A 15,055-nucleotide genomic window follows, 5' to 3' on the forward strand; every position below is an offset into this window, starting at 1 on the left:
ATAAATCCTATACGGCCGCGCCTGGAGAACGATGATGCAAGGCAAGGTTCTGATCGTGACCGGAGCACTCGGCGCACTTGGAAAAGTCGTCGCCGAGACCGCGCAGTCGCGCGGCGCGCGCGTGGCCGGCATCGACCATGCGCCATCGCAAATCTCCGCGACGCCTGAGCGCATCGAGATCGGCGGCGTCGATCTGTCCGACGCAGCACAGGCAAAGACGGCAGTCGAGGCGGCGGCAAGACACTTTGGCAAGCTCGACGTGTTGGTCAACATCGCCGGCGGCTTCGCCTTCGAGACCGTGGGCGACGGCGACGTCAAGACGTGGCAGCGCATGCATGCGCTCAACCTGCTGACGGCGCTCAACGCCTCACACGCGGCGCTGCCCCATCTGGCCGCGTCCACAGCCGGCCGCATCGTCAATATCGGCGCCATGGGCGCGCTTCAGGCCGGCTCCGGCATGGGCCCCTATGCGGCGTCGAAAGCCGGCGTCCACCGGCTCACCGAGGCGCTGGCGAGCGAGTGGAAAGGCAAGGTGACCGTGAACGCGGTGCTGCCTTCGATCATCGACACCAAGGCGAACCGCGCCGACATGCCGAAAGCCGACTTCGCCAAATGGGTGACGCCGCAGGAGCTCGCCGAAATCATCCTGTTCCTCGCCAGCGATGCCGCGAGCGGCGTCACCGGCGCGCTGATTCCGGTCGGCGGGCGGGTGTAGTCAATCTGGCACCAAGAGCCGGAGATTTCCTTTGAAACGGATGCTCTGCTTGCCGGCGAGCGCGATGCCCTCGCCGTACGCGGTCTCGTCATTATAGGTACCGCTGAAGCCGATGGTCACGACCTTGCGGCCCCACACCGGGCGCTCGTCGAACGAGGGGGAATGCTCCTCGTTGGTCAGCTCGCCCTTCCACTTGCCGTCGGCCGAGGTGTAGCTGCCGTAGGCGAAGAAGAATGAATCCCCGCCCCGCATGGTGCCGTCGCGCATCACCATGACGCCCTGGTTGCCACCCTGGACGGCATCCAGCATTTCGATGCGGATATGATAGAGCCCATTCCTGATGGTCATCTTCGTGAAGCGCCCGATTGTCCCACCCGCAGGATAGCCGGATCATCTGTTCCCGATCAAATGGCGCAGAGCTGTAGGGCCGTTCCGGGCTAAACTGCGCGGTACTGATTCCCAACCGGACGTGACACTCGGAAGCTTCCTTTGGAAACCGCGCTCTACCTGCCTGTCAAACGCTTCCTCGAAGAGCTCGGCTTCACGGTCAAGGGCGAGATCGGCGGCTGCGATCTCGTGGGCCTCAGCGCCGGCGATCCGCCGGTAGTCGTGATCGGCGAGCTCAAGCTGACCTTCAATCTCGAGCTGATCCTTCAGGCGGTCGATCGTGCACCGGCCGGCGACGAGGTCTGGATTGCCGCAAAGATGTCAGTGCGCGGCAAGGGACGCGAGACCGACGCACGCTATCGTAACCTCTGTCGCCGCCTCGGATTCGGCATGCTCGGAGTGACCGACCGCGGTCAGGTCGAGGTGCTGGTGAAGCCGCCGACGGCCGCCCCTCGGCGCGAGCCGAAGGTCCGTTCGCGCCTCGTCGCAGAGCATCAGCGCCGCCAGGGCGATCCGGTGCTGGGCGGCAGCACGCGCGCGCCGATCATGACGGCCTATCGGCAGCAGGCGCTGGCCTGCGCCTCGGAGCTTGCAGCAGGCCCGCGGAAGGTGAGTGAATTGCGCCAACGCTGTCCCGATGCCGGCAAGATCATGCTTAACAATGTTTATGGCTGGTTCGAACGCACCGAGCGGGGAATCTACCGGCTGACGGAATCGGGCCACGCGGCGCTGAAACGCTGGCCACAACAGCGGGTTGCGGATGTTTCCGGTGTCGCGTCACCACCCTGACACCCAACCGGTGCATAGCTGTGATGCCACACCGATTTCATATTGCAATGCAACATAGACGGCACTAGGTATCCCGGCATCGAAACGAGGCCGTTATGAACGCAGACTGGAATACCAAATATGGCACGCGGCGCGTGCGCCACGATCCGCCGACCCTGGACGAGGCGATCTTCGCCGCCGTCGGCATCACCGATGATCAGGAGCAGCAGGCCGAGATCGCCGCAGCCCTGATGGGCATGCCGCTCGATGTCGTCCAGGCCGAGGTCAAAAAACAAGTGCGCACCAACAGCCGCATCACCTCGACGCGCGTGATCGCCGGCGAACAGGGTGCACAGCGCTCGGTGGTGGTCGAACGCCGTGTCGTGCGCCGCTTCGGCAACGACAAGCGCACCGGCACCTGACGGCCTAGTTCCCTACATCCAATACAAAAGCGGACCGGTTTTGCCGGTCCGCTTTTTGATTCCAGTCGGCTTTCTCGGGTCAGGCGGCGCGATTGCCATAGATGCTGGAGATGATCTTCCAGCAGGTCGAGTTGAAGCTGATCAGAGCGCGGCCGGCCGTGAATGGCGAGGCCGCGAGATCAGCGAACTCGTCCTCCGGCGCCTTGGCGAGATCGATCGTTCCGGTCGATTCGCCATGACGGAATTGCAGATGCGCCCCGAACTTCCTGGCGAGCGCGCGCATCGCGTGATTCTCGGCGCCGGTGGTGATGCGCAGGCGCTTGTAGCCTTTCCAGCGCGCTTCCGCGATCAGGCGGCTGAACAGCACGGTGCCGACGTTCTGGCGCCGCGCCGAGGCTTCCACGCTGAAGGCGACCTCGGGTAGCGAATCGCCCTCGGGCGGATGCAGCTCGGCCGCACCGCGGACCACGCCGTCGACGATATAGGCGACGATCACGGTGCCGTCCTCGGCGCAACGGGCGGCGTAACGCTCGATGAAACTGTCGTCGAGAAAACCATTGAAGCGGTCGTGCCGGCTTTCGGCATCGAGCCTCAGCAGATGATCGCGCAAAAGCGGCAATTCTTCCTGCTGGCTCAAGGTGCGCACGTAGCCCTGAACGGACTTCGGGCGGCTGGTTACTTCAAGTCCAAAATCTGCTGCGAGTGACAAGTCAAAACTCCTCTTGGTGTCCCTCGAGGAGGCGTTCGAATCCCTAGGCCTCCAATATTGTGCATCGCAACAAACTTTTCAAGACGGGAACCTGCCCAAGTTTCGGGCATTGGCAGCGACTAATTCGTTAATAAAATCAAGCCCCCGTATTCATACGAGGACCAGCTGGGTCTGCGTCACCACGGCGACCAGCTTGCCGTCCTCGGTCTCCAGCCGGGTGGTCCAGACCTGGGTGCGCCGGCCTCTGTGGATTGGGGTAGCGGTCGCGATCACCGTGGTTCCCTCCTTGGCTCCGCCGATGAAATTGGTCTTGCTCTCGAGCGTGGTCGTGCCCTTGGCGTCCTCCGGCAGATTGATCACGGTGGCCGCCGCGCCGACGGAATCGGCCAGCGCCATCACCGCGCCGCCGTGGATGGTGTGATGAAGCGTGCAGAGATCGGGCCTGACCGTCATCCGCGCCACCACGCGATCTTTCCCGGCCTCGACGAACTCGACGCCCTTGAGTTCGGCAAACGGCATCTTCATCGCTTTAAGTCTTTCGAGTGGCGTCATCGGATCTCCTCCCAAATCATTCTGCTCACAGGGTGAATTGCTCCGCACGGCAATGCAATGACGTCCGAGGTCATCATTGCGAGCGCAGCGAAGGAGTCCAGAAATGTATCCGCGGAAAGATTTTGGATTGCTTCGCTGCGCTCGCAATGACGGGGGACAGCTTCGTACCTCACGTCACCGGATTCACCACCTGATACTCCGGACGCCGCCAAATCTCGCCCGCAATCACCTCCTCGATGAGCTCCGCTGCCCGCACGATCTCGCTCTCGCCGATATACAGCGGCGTGATGCCAAACCTCATGATGTCAGGCGCGCGGAAATCGCCGATGACGCCGCGGGCGATGAGGGCCTGCATCACGGCATAGCCGCCGTCGAAAGCGAAGGAGACCTGAGAGCCGCGGCACTCATGGGTGCGCGGCGTAACGAGCTTCAAGGAGGGACAGCGGCGTTCGACCTCGGCAATCAGGAGATCGCCAAGCGCCAGCGAGCGGGCCCGGATCTCCGCGATATCGACGCGGTCCCAGATGTCGAGCGAAGCCTCCAGCGCCGCCATTGCCAGCACCGGCGGTGTTCCGACCCGCATGCGCTCGACGCCGCCGGCGGCCGCATAGGCAAGCTCGAACGCGAACGGCTTTGCGTGTCCCATCCACCCCGACAAAGCGGCGCGCACGCTGTGGGCGTGGCGCGGCGCGACGTAGAGGAAGGCTGGCGCGCCGGGGCCGGCGTTGATGTATTTGTAGGTGCATCCGGCGGCGAAATCAGCGCTGGTGCCGGCAAGGTCAACCGGCAGCGCCCCGGCCGAATGCGCGAGGTCCCACACCGTGACGATGCCGAGCGCATGCGCTCTTGCAGTCAGCTTCGCCATGTCGTGGCGCCGTCCGGTGCGGTAATCGACTTCGGTGATGTAGAGCACCGCGATCTCCTCCGACAACGAAGCCTCGATCTCCTCCGGCGCGACCAGGCGCAATTGATGGCCACGGCCGAGCGTCGTGATCAGGCCTTCGGCCATATAGAGGTCGGTCGGAAAATTGCCGCTGTCCGACAGGACGACCTTGCGCGATGCGTTCATGTCGATCGCGGCGGCGAGCGCCTGATAAACCTTGAGCGACAGCGTATCTCCGACCATGACGGAGCCGGCTTCCGCACCGATCAGACGCGCGATGCGATCGCCGACATGACGCGGCTGGGCGTACCAGCCCGCCGTGTTCCAGGCGCGGATCAGCTCGTCGCCCCATTCGGCGGTGATGACGCGGCTGACGCGCTCGGCAACGCCAAGCGGCAACGCGCCGAGCGAATTGCCGTCGAGATAGATCACCCCGTCCGGCATATGGAACAGCGCTTTGGTGTCGTCGTAGACGCGAAGCTTGGTCATGAATATCTCTACAGGATCGTGCGTACGCGCCAGAGCTCGGGAAACAGCTCGACCTCCAGCATGCGCTTGAGGTAGCTGACGCCGCCGGTGCCACCGGTGCCGCGCTTGAAGCCGATGACGCGCTCGACCGTCGTCACATGGTTGAAGCGCCAGCGCCGGAAATAATCCTCGAAATCGACCAGCTTCTCCGCCAGTTCGTAGAGCATCCAGTGCGTTTCCGGCGCTTCGTAGACGATACGCCAGGCCTGCAGCACACCTTCATTGAAGCTATGGGTCTCGCGAACATCGCGCGCCAGCACGGCCGCAGGCATCTTGAGCCCGTTGCGATCGGCGAGCCGCAGCACCTCGTCATAGAGGCTTGGCGTTGCGAGCTCGGTTTCCAGCAGCTCCGTGGTTTCCAAATCGTGCGCGTGCGGCTTGAGCATGGCGTGGTTGCGGTTGCCGAGCAGGAATTCGATCAACCGGTATTGCCGCGACTGGAAGCCCGAGGACTGGCCAAGCTGCGAGCGGAAGCGCGTATACTCGCTGGGCGTCATGGTGCGCAGCACGTCCCAGGCGCCGTTGAGCTGCTCGAAGATGCGCGACATCCGTGCCAGCATCTTCATCGCAGGCTGCACTTCATCCTTCGCGATCGAACGGCGTGCGGCGCTGAGCTCGTGGATGGCGAGCCGCATCCAGAGTTCGGTGGTCTGATGCTGGATGATGAACAGCATCTCGTCATGCGCTTCCGACAGCGGATGCTGCGCGCCGAGGATCGCGTCCAGCGCCAGATAGTTGCCGTAGGACATGCGCCGGGCGAAATCGGTCTCGGCGCCTTCGCTTGCGGGATCGTATTGGCTGGACGTCATGGCAGGCCCTTTCGATCGATCTTTGAGGCCTCGTCAGTCGAGGCCGATCAGGCGCGCGGTGATTGGCGACGACGGATCCTTGAGAGCGTCGATCACGGTGAAATGGTTCAGCCCGGGATCGACGACAAGACGCGTCGGCACGTCGAATCCAGTCCAGACATTGGCCATCAGATCGGACTGGCGGATGAATTCGGGCCGCTCGTTGCCACCGACCCAGGCGGTCACCGGCGAAGGCCCGCGCGGCAGATGCAGCGCCGCGCTTTCCAGCGTCGCCTCCTCCATCGTCATGCGCAGGGTCTCGTTCATCCTGGTCTTGAGCAGCGGACGCAGATCATGCAGGCCGCTGATGGACAGCGTCCCGGCGATGCGGTTGGCGACGGCGGGATCGAGCCGGCTGTCATCGCACAGCATGCGCGTAACGAGATGACCGCCGGCGGAATGGCCGGCGAGCCGGATCGGGCCCGCGACGAGCGAGGCCGCCTTGGCAATCGCTGTGGTGATTTCCGCCGTAATGTCGGAGATGCGCGCGGCCGGCGTTAGCGTGTAGCTCGGCAGCGCCACCGTCCAGCCATGATGACGCGCGCCTTCGGCAAGATCAGTCCATGCCGATTTGTCGAAGCGCATCCAGTAGCCGCCGTGGACGAACACGACGAGGCCCTTGCTGTCGCCGTCGGGCAGGACGAGGTCGAGGCGCTGGCGCTCGCCGGGACCATAGGCGATGTCAGCGCGAAACTCCTTCAGCCCGGCGCGATAAGCCGCCGCCCGCTCGGCCCACAGCGCCGGTATCTTGTCCGAGCCCGGGATATGGGCCGAATTGGCGTAAGCGTCATCCCAATCGCGCATCGTGACTTCCTCGAGGGACTCAAGGCCTTGTGGACCTGGCGCCAGTCTGCCACCGGCGTGGGCGGCATCCTAGTCTTTAGTTTAAGCTTAAAGGATTTTGGAACGCCGGTGGATTGGGCAGCTCCCGTCATTGCGAGGGCAGCGACTTGTCCGCCGAAGCTTCAGCGAAGGCGGAAGCAATCCAGTCTGCCTCCGCGGTGGCAGTCCGGATTGCTTCGTCGCAAGGGCTCCTCGCAACGACGGCCGGGAGAGCCGAGCCTGTCGCTATCCCTTCTCCACCCCGCACCAATCCGCGATGAACAGCGCCATTGCCTTGGTCGTCTTCTTCAGCGAATCCAGATCGACATATTCATTGAAGCCGTGCATCTCGCCCCCACTCGCGCCGAAGCACAGGCTCGGGATACCGTGATTGAGGCCGTAGAAGCGCGTGTCGGTGAGCGCGGTGAAGACGAGGTCCTCGATTTGGCCGCCATAGACGGCGCTGAAGGCCCTGCCGAACGCGGCTTCCGGCGCGGCGGCGTCGGTCAGCTCGTAGCCTTCCGACAAAAAGCCCGACCATTCGACCTCCGGCGGATTGTTGGCGAGGAAGCGGTGGTTGCGCGCGGCAGCAGCAACGCAGGCCATGATTTCCTTCTGGTGATCGGCGATCGACCAGCCCGGCAACACGGCAATCCGGCAATCGACGTCGCACCAGGCCGGCACGCTGGAGGCCCAGTCACCGCCCTTGATGATGCCGGGGTTGAAGTTGATGGGATGGTTCAGCGTCTTGAAGTGACGATCGGCTTTCGCACGCTCGTTCCACTCGATCTCGAGTTTTTGCAGCGCCTGGATCAAATGATAGGCCGCCATGATTGCGTTCGCGCCGGAGCCGGCGAAGGCGACGTGGGTCGGATGGCCCTTCACGCGCAGGCGGAACCAGATCACACCGACCTGCGACCGCACCATCTTGCCGCCGGTCGGCTCAGGAATGAAGCAGGCATCGGCACGATAGCCGCGCTGAAGCGTCGAGAGCGCGCCGACGCCGGTGCTCTCCTCCTCGATCACGGACTGGAAGTGAATCCGCGCCGTCGGCCTGAGGCCTGCGGCCTTGATCGCATCAAGCGCGGAGAGCGCTGCGATGGTGCCCGACTTCATGTCGCAGGCACCGCGACCGAACATCTTGCCGTCCTTGATGACGGGCGAGAACGGCGGGGTGTCCCACAGTTCCAGCGGGCCGGCCGGTACGACGTCGCAATGGCCCTGCAGGATCAGCGATTTGCCCGCCTCAGTTTTGGGCCGGTACGTGCCGACCACAGTGCGCGCCTTCGAAAAATCGTGCTCGATGGGCCCGAAGCCGCGCAGATCCTTGAGGTCGTCGACATCGATATGCCAGTCGTCGACTTCGTAGCCACGCGCGCGCAGCAGGTCGCCGATCATGTCCTGGCACGGTCCCTCCGCCCCACGGGTCGAGGGGATCGCGACGAAATCACGTGTGGTCGCGAGCTGGGCTTCGAAGCCGGCATCGACGGCGTCAAGAATCCTCTGCTGCGTTTCGGCATTCATCCGGCAACTCCAATCGGGCATTAATGGTCATCGATGGAGCGCAAGCTAACCGATTTCAGCCGTTCGGGTACTCTGCAAAATAGGCATCCCGCAATGCATCTTCGAGCAGCCGGCCCTCCGAATAGCCATTCAGTGTCGCCGGCCGGCGCACGCCGTCGAGCAGCCGCGGGCAAGGCTCCGGCGCGCCGAGCACGGTGCGCACCGGGATGCGCTCGGCATAGATCGGCAATTCATAGTCCTCGTCGTCGTCGGCGACACCCTTGGCGCGGACTTTCGCGGAGGCTTCCTCGATCTCCATCGCGATAAAGGAGGTCGCCTTGATCTCCTGGGTGTTGCTCGCTCGCAGGCTGGCGGTGCGGTCCGGGAAGAAGCGGTCGACCATGGCGACGACCGCGCGCTCCTTCTCCTCGGGATCGGTGACGAGATAGGCGGTGCCGAACGCCATCACGGCGCGGTAGTCGGCCGAGTGATTGAATCCACAGCGCGCCAGCACCAGGCTGTCGAGATGGGCGACCGTCAGGCACACACGCTCGCCCCGGGTCTGGTTGCGCAGCATGCGGCTGGCGCTCGAGCCGTGCCAATACAGCTTCGTCCCTTCGCGCCAAAAAAACGTCGGCGTGCAATAGGGTTGGCCGTCGATGGCGTAGGAGACGTGGCAGAGCATCGAGGAATCCAGGATGCGATGAACGGTGTCGTGATCGTAGAAGCCGCGGTCGTGACGGCGCTTCACCTGGTTGCGCGCGGATGTCGGATAGGAATTTGGGTTCTCGGTCTGGCTCACGGCCGCTCCTGTCGGATCTGGAACACTTCCAGGGCAGTTGTAGCCGCGGATTTGGTCTGCGATAGTGCCAATTCCATGCGAAAAATTCCGACCAATTCTGTCTCCTCGCCGGCGAAAGCCGAGCTACCGCTCGATCTCGCAGGCCCGCACATCACGGCTGGCGCCTCGTCGGCGCACCGGCTGTACCAGGCGCTGTGCGAGATGATCGTCGGCGGCCTGGTGAAACCCGGCGAGCCGCTGCCGCCGTCGCGCACGCTGGCCAAACAGACTGGCTTTCGGCGCAATGCCGTCGTCACCGCCTATGAGCGGCTGATCGCCGACGGCTTTGCCGACGCCACCATCGGCTCCGGCACCTTCGTCGCCGCGCGCATCCCCGCGCGCGCAGCCGAGCCGAAGCGGCCGAAGATCAGCGTCGAAACGCCAGGGCAAGGCGCGTTTTCACTCGGCTGCACCCATATCGACGCGCGCGCCGTGCAGCGTTTCCGGGCCTTTGTCGGCCGTCGCATGCGCTCCTTCGGCGCGGAGCATCTGCACTATGGCGATCCCCGCGGCAGCCGCGAGCTGCGTTCGGCGATCGCCGATCATCTGTTGTCGGCGCGGGGCCTGCGCTGCGATCCCGATCAGATCATGCTGACGTCAGGCACGCTGCACGCGCTGCGCATCGTGCTGAGCGCGATTCTGAAGCCCAATGATCAGGTCTGGTGCGAAGACCCCGGCTACCCCGCTGCGCGGAAAACCATCGCGCATTGCGGCTATCGTGCCGTGTCCGTTCCCGTCGACGCGCACGGCATGCGTGTCGCCAGAGGCCGCGCAGCGGCGCCGTCCGCGCGCGCAGCCTATGTGACGCCGTCGCACCAGTTTCCGCTGGGTGTGCAGATGTCGATGCCGCGGCGGCTCGAGCTGCTGGACTGGGCCAGGCAGGCCGGCGCCTTCGTGCTGGAAGACGATTACGACAGCGAATTCCGTTATGACGGCGCGCCGCTGATGTCGCTGGCCGGGATCGATCACCTCCAGCGCGTGATCTACATGGGCACGTTCGCCAAGACGTTGTTTCCGGGCCTGCGCATCGGCTATTGCGCCCTGCCCGAGCGCTTGATTGCGGATGTCACCGCGGCGCGGGCCGCGCTCGATCGCTTTCCGGGCACGCTGATGGAGGGCGCGGTGGCCGACATGCTCAATTCCGGCGCGTTTGCGGCGAACCTGAAGCGCGTGCGCAAGCTTTACCGCGAGGCGCGCGACGCGCTGGCCGGGACGCTCGAAGCCGCGTCCGACGGCGTGCTGTCGGTGCCGGTCCCCTCACAGGGCCTGCATCTTGTCGCCCGGTTCGATCCCTCGGTCGATCTGGCTGTGGCGGCAGACGCCAAGCAGGCCGCCGGCGCCGAAGGCTGGCTGTTGGCCGACACCTATTCACGCTCACGTCCACTGCCCGGTTTCGTGCTGGGATTTTCCGGCCACACGGTTTCGAAGCTCGTGGCATCCGCCGAGCGGCTCGCGCGGGAATCGCGAGCGGCCTTGCGTGCGCGGCGCAAGCCGGCCCGGCGGGCATGACGAACGTTCACTATGAGAATCGGCTGCCGCTCCCTACATTGCGGCATCGATGCCGGGAGCTCACACCATGCTGCTACGCCGCGCGACTTGCCTCTCGCTCCTGATCTTCATCGCACTCGCCGCGACGGCGCGTGCAGGCACGGTTGGACGCGAGCAGGACATCGTCGATCTCAAGCTCGGCCAGCGCGTGCAAGTGGACGACGGAACCTGCCCCGCCGGACAGGTCAAGGAAGTGCGCGGCGCCAAGATGACCGACAAGGGCGTCGCACGGACCAGCACCTGCGTGTCGCGGTTTGGTCCGAAATCAAAGCGATGATCGCTACTTCGCCGGATCGAACATGCATTGCAGGGTCGGCTTGGCGATCTTGGTGAAGGTCGGGCCGATTTCGGTCTGCTTTGCGGCCGGCACCCAATCGGTCTCGATCGTCGGCACTCCGGTCTCGCTGATGCCGCGCAGCAGGGCCTCGCGGAGATCGCGATCCTCGACGACGGCGGCAGCATGATCGTGCAGGCAGCCGCAGACCTCTTCCGGATGCTCCCACCGCCCGAGCATGCGCGGCGCGCATTGCCTCACGAACTCGGTACGGGGATCGGGTAACCTGGAGGGAGAACGCACCTGCGCCTGAACGGCACTGACTGTCAGAAGGGATATGAACGCCGCAGCGCAGAAACGAACAAGCATGATGGCCTTTATCGGCTGATTTTTCTTGTTGGCGATCAGAAGCGCGCGGCGACCACGATCGGCTGCGGCGCCGGGGTCATGATCGGCGAGCCGCTGTACTGGAAAGTGCCGATGCCCGGGACATTGCCATCCGGCGAGCCTGCGAACGAGGAGCCGGCAAGCACGAAACCGAAAGCAAGGATGAGGCTGAGCGTCCGCATGGAGTTCTCTCCGAATTCGGTGGCCGGCGTGCGCCGTGTCGTTGTGAGGTTGATAACCATGGGCGGTTTCGCGCGTGATGCGCCAAAACCGGAAAATGGTTTCATCTCCGTGAGAATTGTTTCGTCCCGCTCGCGGCGACGACACATTCGACGGAAAATCTCAATCTTTTCAGACCGGTCGCACGGCCGCCCAATGTGGCCTGGCAGGTTCCGGGCGAACTCGGATGCGCGCCGGAACGCTGGCGCCGTCATGATCCCGCCTCACACCCTTCACACGCGTTTTACGTTTTTCTGCTGAAGAGAAGCCGAACGAAGGCTGGGTCCCGTCGAACCGGGGGCGCTTCGACGGCGACCCAAGCTATCGAGACCGAGACGCCCGGAATCACCGAGCGCGTTCATGTGAGGAACGGCCATCATGACGGCGCAGAATCGCGCAACGACGCGCGATGCGGACCAACGAACGGACCGCCGGGAGCAACGGCCTGTTCGCAGCAGCGCCAATTCGCCTGGCGAAATGGCGCTGCAATCGAGCCGGGGCTTTGAGGCCACGCCGCAATCATTCGTGCGGCTGACCGGCTCGCATCTTGCAAAACCGCGCGCCAGCCGCGCTGACATCACCGAGTGAACACAAACCCTCACTGAGTGAACGCAAGAGCGTCACTGGGTGAAGAACTCTCCGCACTTCTGGACGTTTGCGTCTGCCGGTCCCCACGGCATGACCGGGACGGTCGAGGTCGAGTTCTTCGGCGAGCCCTCGATCAGCCTGTCCGAATAGACCATGTAGACCAGCACGTTGCGCTTGGCGTCACAGCCGCGCACGATCTGCATCTTCTTGAAGAACAGCGAGCGGCGCTGGCGGAACATGTCGTCGCCCTGCTCCATCTTGTTCTTGAACTTGATCGGGCCGACCTGACGGCAGGCGAGCGAAATGTCCGAGACCTCCTCGGCAAGGCCCAGCCAGCCCTTGAAGCCGCCCTTCTCCGGCACTGTGAAATGACAGGCCACGCCCTCGACTTCGGGGTCGTCGAGGCCATAGGTCGCAAGCTTGTCGTTCGGGCTCATCCATTTGAACACGGTCGAGCGGCGGAAGATCAGATCCGGCTCGTCCGCGGCGGATGCGGACGCTGCCGGCACGGTCAGCGCCAGGAGGAATAAAGCGAGGCCTTTCAAGCGGATGCTGGAAAGACCGGGGAAACGAGATGACATGAAGTTCTCCAGTAACAAGTCCCAGCAATGTAGGCATCGGGCGACCGATCAGGAAGACGACCGGCAAGCCGACACGGCCGCCGTTTACCGCTCCGTGAGGCTTTTTTGCTACGCTTTGGACAAAAGTAGCTGATCGCAGAACCGCCATGCTGGTGAACGCGTATCCCCTCTGAGAGACTAACATCTGATTTGGATTATGGATTCGATGATGAACAGCGTGAACGGGTCTGGTTTTTCTGCCAAGCCGGCGCGATTTTGGCAGGTCGCCATTTTGACGGCGGCGGGTGCGATCGGCACGGCGAGCCAGGCGGACGCAGCGTTTTATTACTGGACGGATTATTCCGACGGGTCCTACGGGCGCCAGGAGCGCCATCCCGAAGTCCCGCGCCAGAAGCCGCAGAAGCGTGGTGCGGCCGGCAAGAAAGACCTCGTTGCCGAAAAGGAAGCCGGCACGAAACCGCAAGGTCCCCTCGTCATCGTCGTCTCGATCGACCGACAGAAGGTCACGGTCTACGACACCAACGGCGTGTTCGCGGAATCGCCGGTGTCAACGGGCATGAAGGGCCATTCGACGCCGATGGGTGTGTTCAGCGTCATCCAGAAGCACAAATTCCACCACTCCAACATCTATAGCGGCGCGCCGATGCCGTACATGCAGCGGATTACGTGGTCGGGCGTTGCCATGCATGCCGGCGTGCTGCCGGGCTATCCGGCTTCGCACGGCTGCATCCGCATGCCGATGGCGTTCGCGGTGAAGATGTGGAACTGGACCAGGATGGGCGCGCGCGTGATCGTTTCGCCCGGTCAGATGTCGCCGCAAAACTTCTCACATCCGCTGCTTGCCTCGGTGCGCGTTCCGCCGCAACCCGCGGCCAGCCTGGAGCCCCAGACCAATGCCGGCGACAAGGCCGACAAGGGCGCCGCCAATACCGGAGCCGCCGCAGCAAACCCGGCCGAAACGAAGACCGCCAGCGCCGACGGCGTGCTCGAGCTGCGCTCGTCGGTCGGCCACACCGTGATGTCGGACGTAACTACCGGATATGCCCCGGCCCGCGAGGAGGCCCCGGTATCGGCCGACCAGACCGAGACAACGGCAAAGCCCGAGACCAACACCGCCGAGGCGGCGGACGCGGCCAAGCCCCAGGCCGGAGACGCCCCGCAGCCCGCGAACACTGAAGCGAAGCCTGTCGAGGCCGCGGAGACGCCGAAGTCCGAAACCACAAAGTCCGAAACCGCGAAGACGCCCGATGCAGCGGCAGCGCAGGCGGCCACGCCCGACGTCAAGAAGGATGAGACCCGCGTTGCCGATCCGGCGCCCGTGGCAAAACCTGAAGCGCCCAAGCGGACGGGCCAGATCGCGGTCTTCATCAGCCGCAAGGATTCCAAGCTCTACGTGCGGCAGAACTTTGCGCCGCTGTTCGAGGTGCCTGTCACGATCGCCGCGAGCGATCGGCCACTCGGCACGCATGTCTTCACCGCAGAAGTCGACAAGGCCGATTCCAATGCGCTGCATTGGTCGGTGGTGTCCTTGCCGGTGTCCGTCCGCTCAGCCGCGCGCGAAGATACCGGCCGCATGACAGGCCGCCAGCGTGGCGCGGCCGTGATCCCCGTCGCCGCAAAGCCTGTGGTCGCGCCGGATAGCCCGGCCGAGGCCCTCGACCGCGTCTCGATCCCGGCCGACACGATCGCGAAGATCAACGAAATGCTGACGTCAGGCGGCTCGATCATCGTCTCCGACCAGGGCATCAACCAGGGCGAGACCGGCGAAGGCACCGACTTCATCGTCCGCCTGTACTGACGCGCCTCGCCACGTCCGATAACGCGGTGTTGAGCAGGCGCCTCGCGCCGACGGAGTACAGTGCGTTCCGGATCACGTCGGGGGACGTTGCCATGTTGAACCGCAGGACCATGCTCGCCGCGCTTGTCGCTACGACCGCATCTGCTAGAGGCGCACTGGCCGATGGCGGCATGAGCCGGATCTCCGCCTACGCTTTCTCCTTTCCGGCATTATCAGGCGACGACATCCGCCTTGCGGCCTTCACCGGCAAACCGCTGCTGGTGGTCAACACCGCTTCGCTCTGCGGTTACACGCCGCAATATGCCGGCCTGCAAGACATCTGGGGCGAGTTTCGCCAACGCGGCCTCACCGTCATTGGCGTGCCTGCCAACGACTTCGGCGGACAGGAGCCCGGCGGCACCAGTGAGATCTCGGAGACCGCCCACCACCAATACGGCGTTACCTTCCCAATCGCGGCCAAGGCTGTCGTGGTCGGTGCGAAGGCGCATCCGTTCTACAAATGGGCGGCAGAGGCGCGCCCCAAGGATGTTCCACGCTGGAACTTCCACAAATATCTGATCGGCCGGGACGGCTATATCGCCGACGTCTTTGCATCCACCGTCGAGCCGGCCGACACGCGAATCAAGACGGCGATCGCCAAGGCGTTGGCCGACACTTGACGCCACGCGTCCCAACCCGGTTG

Annotated in this window: 19 protein-coding genes; 8 read left to right on the forward strand and 11 right to left on the reverse strand. The window is 64.1% G+C overall.

Annotated features, from left to right (window positions below):
- Window positions 1-34: 34 nt before the first annotated feature.
- Window positions 35-715: an SDR family oxidoreductase gene (locus AC0L3J_RS05515; RefSeq protein ID WP_473346748.1), complete on the forward strand. Its 681-nt coding sequence runs from the start codon at window positions 35-37 to the stop codon at window positions 713-715.
- Here the strand turns inward: AC0L3J_RS05515 and AC0L3J_RS05520 are convergent, their stop codons facing one another.
- Window positions 716-1,063, reverse strand: coding sequence for a hypothetical protein (locus AC0L3J_RS05520; protein ID WP_456764610.1), 348 nt, complete (start codon window positions 1,061-1,063; stop codon window positions 716-718).
- A 141-nt stretch (window positions 1,064-1,204) separates the two neighbouring features.
- Here AC0L3J_RS05520 and AC0L3J_RS05525 point away from each other — a divergent pair, with 141 nt between their 5' ends.
- Together AC0L3J_RS05525 and AC0L3J_RS05530 are read left to right on the forward strand one after the other, a co-directional pair.
- Window positions 1,205-1,891 carry a DUF2161 domain-containing phosphodiesterase gene (locus AC0L3J_RS05525; RefSeq protein WP_473346313.1) on the forward strand — a complete coding sequence of 229 codons (687 nt, stop codon included), beginning with the start codon at window positions 1,205-1,207 and terminating at the stop codon, window positions 1,889-1,891.
- Window positions 1,892-1,986: 95 nt separating this feature from the next.
- Entirely contained in the window at window positions 1,987-2,292 is a 306-nt protein-coding gene (locus AC0L3J_RS05530) for a hypothetical protein (protein ID WP_007591844.1), read from the forward strand.
- A gap of 79 nt (window positions 2,293-2,371) precedes the next feature.
- Here AC0L3J_RS05530 and AC0L3J_RS05535 read toward each other — a convergent pair whose 3' ends face one another.
- The 7 genes from AC0L3J_RS05535 to AC0L3J_RS05565 all read right to left on the reverse strand — a co-directional run bounded on the left by AC0L3J_RS05535 (window position 2,372) and on the right by AC0L3J_RS05565 (window position 8,939).
- Complete coding sequence (locus AC0L3J_RS05535) at window positions 2,372-3,001, reverse strand: GNAT family N-acetyltransferase (RefSeq protein ID WP_473346314.1); 630 nt, start codon at window positions 2,999-3,001, stop codon at window positions 2,372-2,374.
- 150 nt (window positions 3,002-3,151) lie between these two features.
- A complete protein-coding gene (locus AC0L3J_RS05540) occupies window positions 3,152-3,553 on the reverse strand; it encodes a PaaI family thioesterase (RefSeq protein WP_473287098.1) in 402 nt (133 codons plus the stop codon).
- Window positions 3,554-3,722: 169 nt separating this feature from the next.
- The gene (kynU, locus tag AC0L3J_RS05545; protein WP_473346315.1) at window positions 3,723-4,925 is read right to left on the reverse strand and encodes a kynureninase; all 1,203 of its coding nucleotides are present in this window, start codon (window positions 4,923-4,925) and stop codon (window positions 3,723-3,725) included.
- Window positions 4,926-4,933: 8 nt separating this feature from the next.
- Window positions 4,934-5,773 (reverse strand): tryptophan 2,3-dioxygenase, encoded by an 840-nt coding sequence (gene kynA / locus AC0L3J_RS05550; protein ID WP_473346316.1) that lies wholly within the window; start codon window positions 5,771-5,773, stop codon window positions 4,934-4,936.
- 33 nt (window positions 5,774-5,806) lie between these two features.
- Window positions 5,807-6,616, reverse strand: coding sequence for an alpha/beta hydrolase (locus tag AC0L3J_RS05555; RefSeq protein ID WP_473346318.1), 810 nt, complete (start codon window positions 6,614-6,616; stop codon window positions 5,807-5,809).
- A gap of 264 nt (window positions 6,617-6,880) precedes the next feature.
- Window positions 6,881-8,158 (reverse strand): ArgE/DapE family deacylase, encoded by a 1,278-nt coding sequence (locus AC0L3J_RS05560; protein WP_473346319.1) that lies wholly within the window; start codon window positions 8,156-8,158, stop codon window positions 6,881-6,883.
- A gap of 55 nt (window positions 8,159-8,213) precedes the next feature.
- Window positions 8,214-8,939: a pyridoxamine 5'-phosphate oxidase family protein gene (locus tag AC0L3J_RS05565; protein WP_473346320.1), complete on the reverse strand. Its 726-nt coding sequence runs from the start codon at window positions 8,937-8,939 to the stop codon at window positions 8,214-8,216.
- A 75-nt stretch (window positions 8,940-9,014) separates the two neighbouring features.
- On the opposite strand from AC0L3J_RS05565, the gene pdxR reads away from it, so the two are divergent.
- On the forward strand, window positions 9,015-10,487 hold the full coding sequence (gene pdxR / locus AC0L3J_RS05570; protein WP_473346321.1) for a MocR-like pyridoxine biosynthesis transcription factor PdxR: 1,473 nt from the start codon (window positions 9,015-9,017) through the stop codon (window positions 10,485-10,487).
- Window positions 10,488-10,554: 67 nt separating this feature from the next.
- Window positions 10,555-10,803, forward strand: coding sequence for a DUF6719 family protein (locus AC0L3J_RS05575; RefSeq protein WP_027517580.1), 249 nt, complete (start codon window positions 10,555-10,557; stop codon window positions 10,801-10,803).
- Window positions 10,804-10,806: 3 nt separating this feature from the next.
- Here the strand turns inward: AC0L3J_RS05575 and AC0L3J_RS05580 are convergent, their stop codons facing one another.
- Window positions 10,807-11,169 (reverse strand): hypothetical protein, encoded by a 363-nt coding sequence (locus AC0L3J_RS05580; RefSeq protein WP_473346322.1) that lies wholly within the window; start codon window positions 11,167-11,169, stop codon window positions 10,807-10,809.
- Window positions 11,170-11,204: 35 nt separating this feature from the next.
- Entirely contained in the window at window positions 11,205-11,621 is a 417-nt protein-coding gene (locus AC0L3J_RS05585) for a hypothetical protein (protein ID WP_473346769.1), read from the reverse strand.
- A 163-nt stretch (window positions 11,622-11,784) separates the two neighbouring features.
- On the opposite strand from AC0L3J_RS05585, the gene AC0L3J_RS05590 reads away from it, so the two are divergent.
- Window positions 11,785-11,994 (forward strand): hypothetical protein, encoded by a 210-nt coding sequence (locus tag AC0L3J_RS05590; RefSeq protein ID WP_473346323.1) that lies wholly within the window; start codon window positions 11,785-11,787, stop codon window positions 11,992-11,994.
- 32 nt (window positions 11,995-12,026) lie between these two features.
- On the opposite strand, the gene AC0L3J_RS05595 is transcribed toward AC0L3J_RS05590, so the two are convergent.
- The gene (locus AC0L3J_RS05595; protein WP_247360644.1) at window positions 12,027-12,575 is read right to left on the reverse strand and encodes a CreA family protein; all 549 of its coding nucleotides are present in this window, start codon (window positions 12,573-12,575) and stop codon (window positions 12,027-12,029) included.
- 208 nt (window positions 12,576-12,783) lie between these two features.
- Here AC0L3J_RS05595 and AC0L3J_RS05600 point away from each other — a divergent pair, with 208 nt between their 5' ends.
- Together AC0L3J_RS05600 and AC0L3J_RS05605 are read left to right on the forward strand one after the other, a co-directional pair.
- Entirely contained in the window at window positions 12,784-14,373 is a 1,590-nt protein-coding gene (locus tag AC0L3J_RS05600) for a L,D-transpeptidase (RefSeq protein ID WP_473346750.1), read from the forward strand.
- Between the two features lie 92 nt (window positions 14,374-14,465).
- On the forward strand, window positions 14,466-15,032 hold the full coding sequence (locus AC0L3J_RS05605; RefSeq protein ID WP_473346324.1) for a glutathione peroxidase: 567 nt from the start codon (window positions 14,466-14,468) through the stop codon (window positions 15,030-15,032).
- Window positions 15,033-15,055 lie beyond the last annotated feature (23 nt).

This window comes from Bradyrhizobium sp. Kon37 (genome assembly GCF_055807535.1).

What these genes read in the sequence shown, in the direction of transcription:
- AC0L3J_RS05560 (WP_473346319.1), bottom strand. Translation starts at nt 8,158, where the DNA reads ATGAATGCCGAAACGCAGCAGAGGATTCTTGACGCCGTCGATGCCGGC.
- AC0L3J_RS05515 (WP_473346748.1), top strand. Translation starts at nt 35, where the DNA reads ATGCAAGGCAAGGTTCTGATCGTGACCGGAGCACTCGGCGCACTTGGA.
- AC0L3J_RS05520 (WP_456764610.1), bottom strand. Translation starts at nt 1,063, where the DNA reads ATGACCATCAGGAATGGGCTCTATCATATCCGCATCGAAATGCTGGAT.
- kynU (WP_473346315.1), bottom strand. Translation starts at nt 4,925, where the DNA reads ATGACCAAGCTTCGCGTCTACGACGACACCAAAGCGCTGTTCCATATG.
- AC0L3J_RS05595 (WP_247360644.1), bottom strand. Translation starts at nt 12,575, where the DNA reads ATGTCATCTCGTTTCCCCGGTCTTTCCAGCATCCGCTTGAAAGGCCTC.
- AC0L3J_RS05530 (WP_007591844.1), top strand. Translation starts at nt 1,987, where the DNA reads ATGAACGCAGACTGGAATACCAAATATGGCACGCGGCGCGTGCGCCAC.
- AC0L3J_RS05600 (WP_473346750.1), top strand. Translation starts at nt 12,784, where the DNA reads ATGAACAGCGTGAACGGGTCTGGTTTTTCTGCCAAGCCGGCGCGATTT.
- kynA (WP_473346316.1), bottom strand. Translation starts at nt 5,773, where the DNA reads ATGACGTCCAGCCAATACGATCCCGCAAGCGAAGGCGCCGAGACCGAT.
- AC0L3J_RS05540 (WP_473287098.1), bottom strand. Translation starts at nt 3,553, where the DNA reads ATGACGCCACTCGAAAGACTTAAAGCGATGAAGATGCCGTTTGCCGAA.
- AC0L3J_RS05605 (WP_473346324.1), top strand. Translation starts at nt 14,466, where the DNA reads ATGTTGAACCGCAGGACCATGCTCGCCGCGCTTGTCGCTACGACCGCA.
- AC0L3J_RS05580 (WP_473346322.1), bottom strand. Translation starts at nt 11,169, where the DNA reads ATGCTTGTTCGTTTCTGCGCTGCGGCGTTCATATCCCTTCTGACAGTC.
- pdxR (WP_473346321.1), top strand. Translation starts at nt 9,015, where the DNA reads ATGCGAAAAATTCCGACCAATTCTGTCTCCTCGCCGGCGAAAGCCGAG.
- AC0L3J_RS05555 (WP_473346318.1), bottom strand. Translation starts at nt 6,616, where the DNA reads ATGCGCGATTGGGATGACGCTTACGCCAATTCGGCCCATATCCCGGGC.
- AC0L3J_RS05585 (WP_473346769.1), bottom strand. Translation starts at nt 11,621, where the DNA reads ATGACGGCGCCAGCGTTCCGGCGCGCATCCGAGTTCGCCCGGAACCTG.
- AC0L3J_RS05575 (WP_027517580.1), top strand. Translation starts at nt 10,555, where the DNA reads ATGCTGCTACGCCGCGCGACTTGCCTCTCGCTCCTGATCTTCATCGCA.
- AC0L3J_RS05590 (WP_473346323.1), top strand. Translation starts at nt 11,785, where the DNA reads ATGACGGCGCAGAATCGCGCAACGACGCGCGATGCGGACCAACGAACG.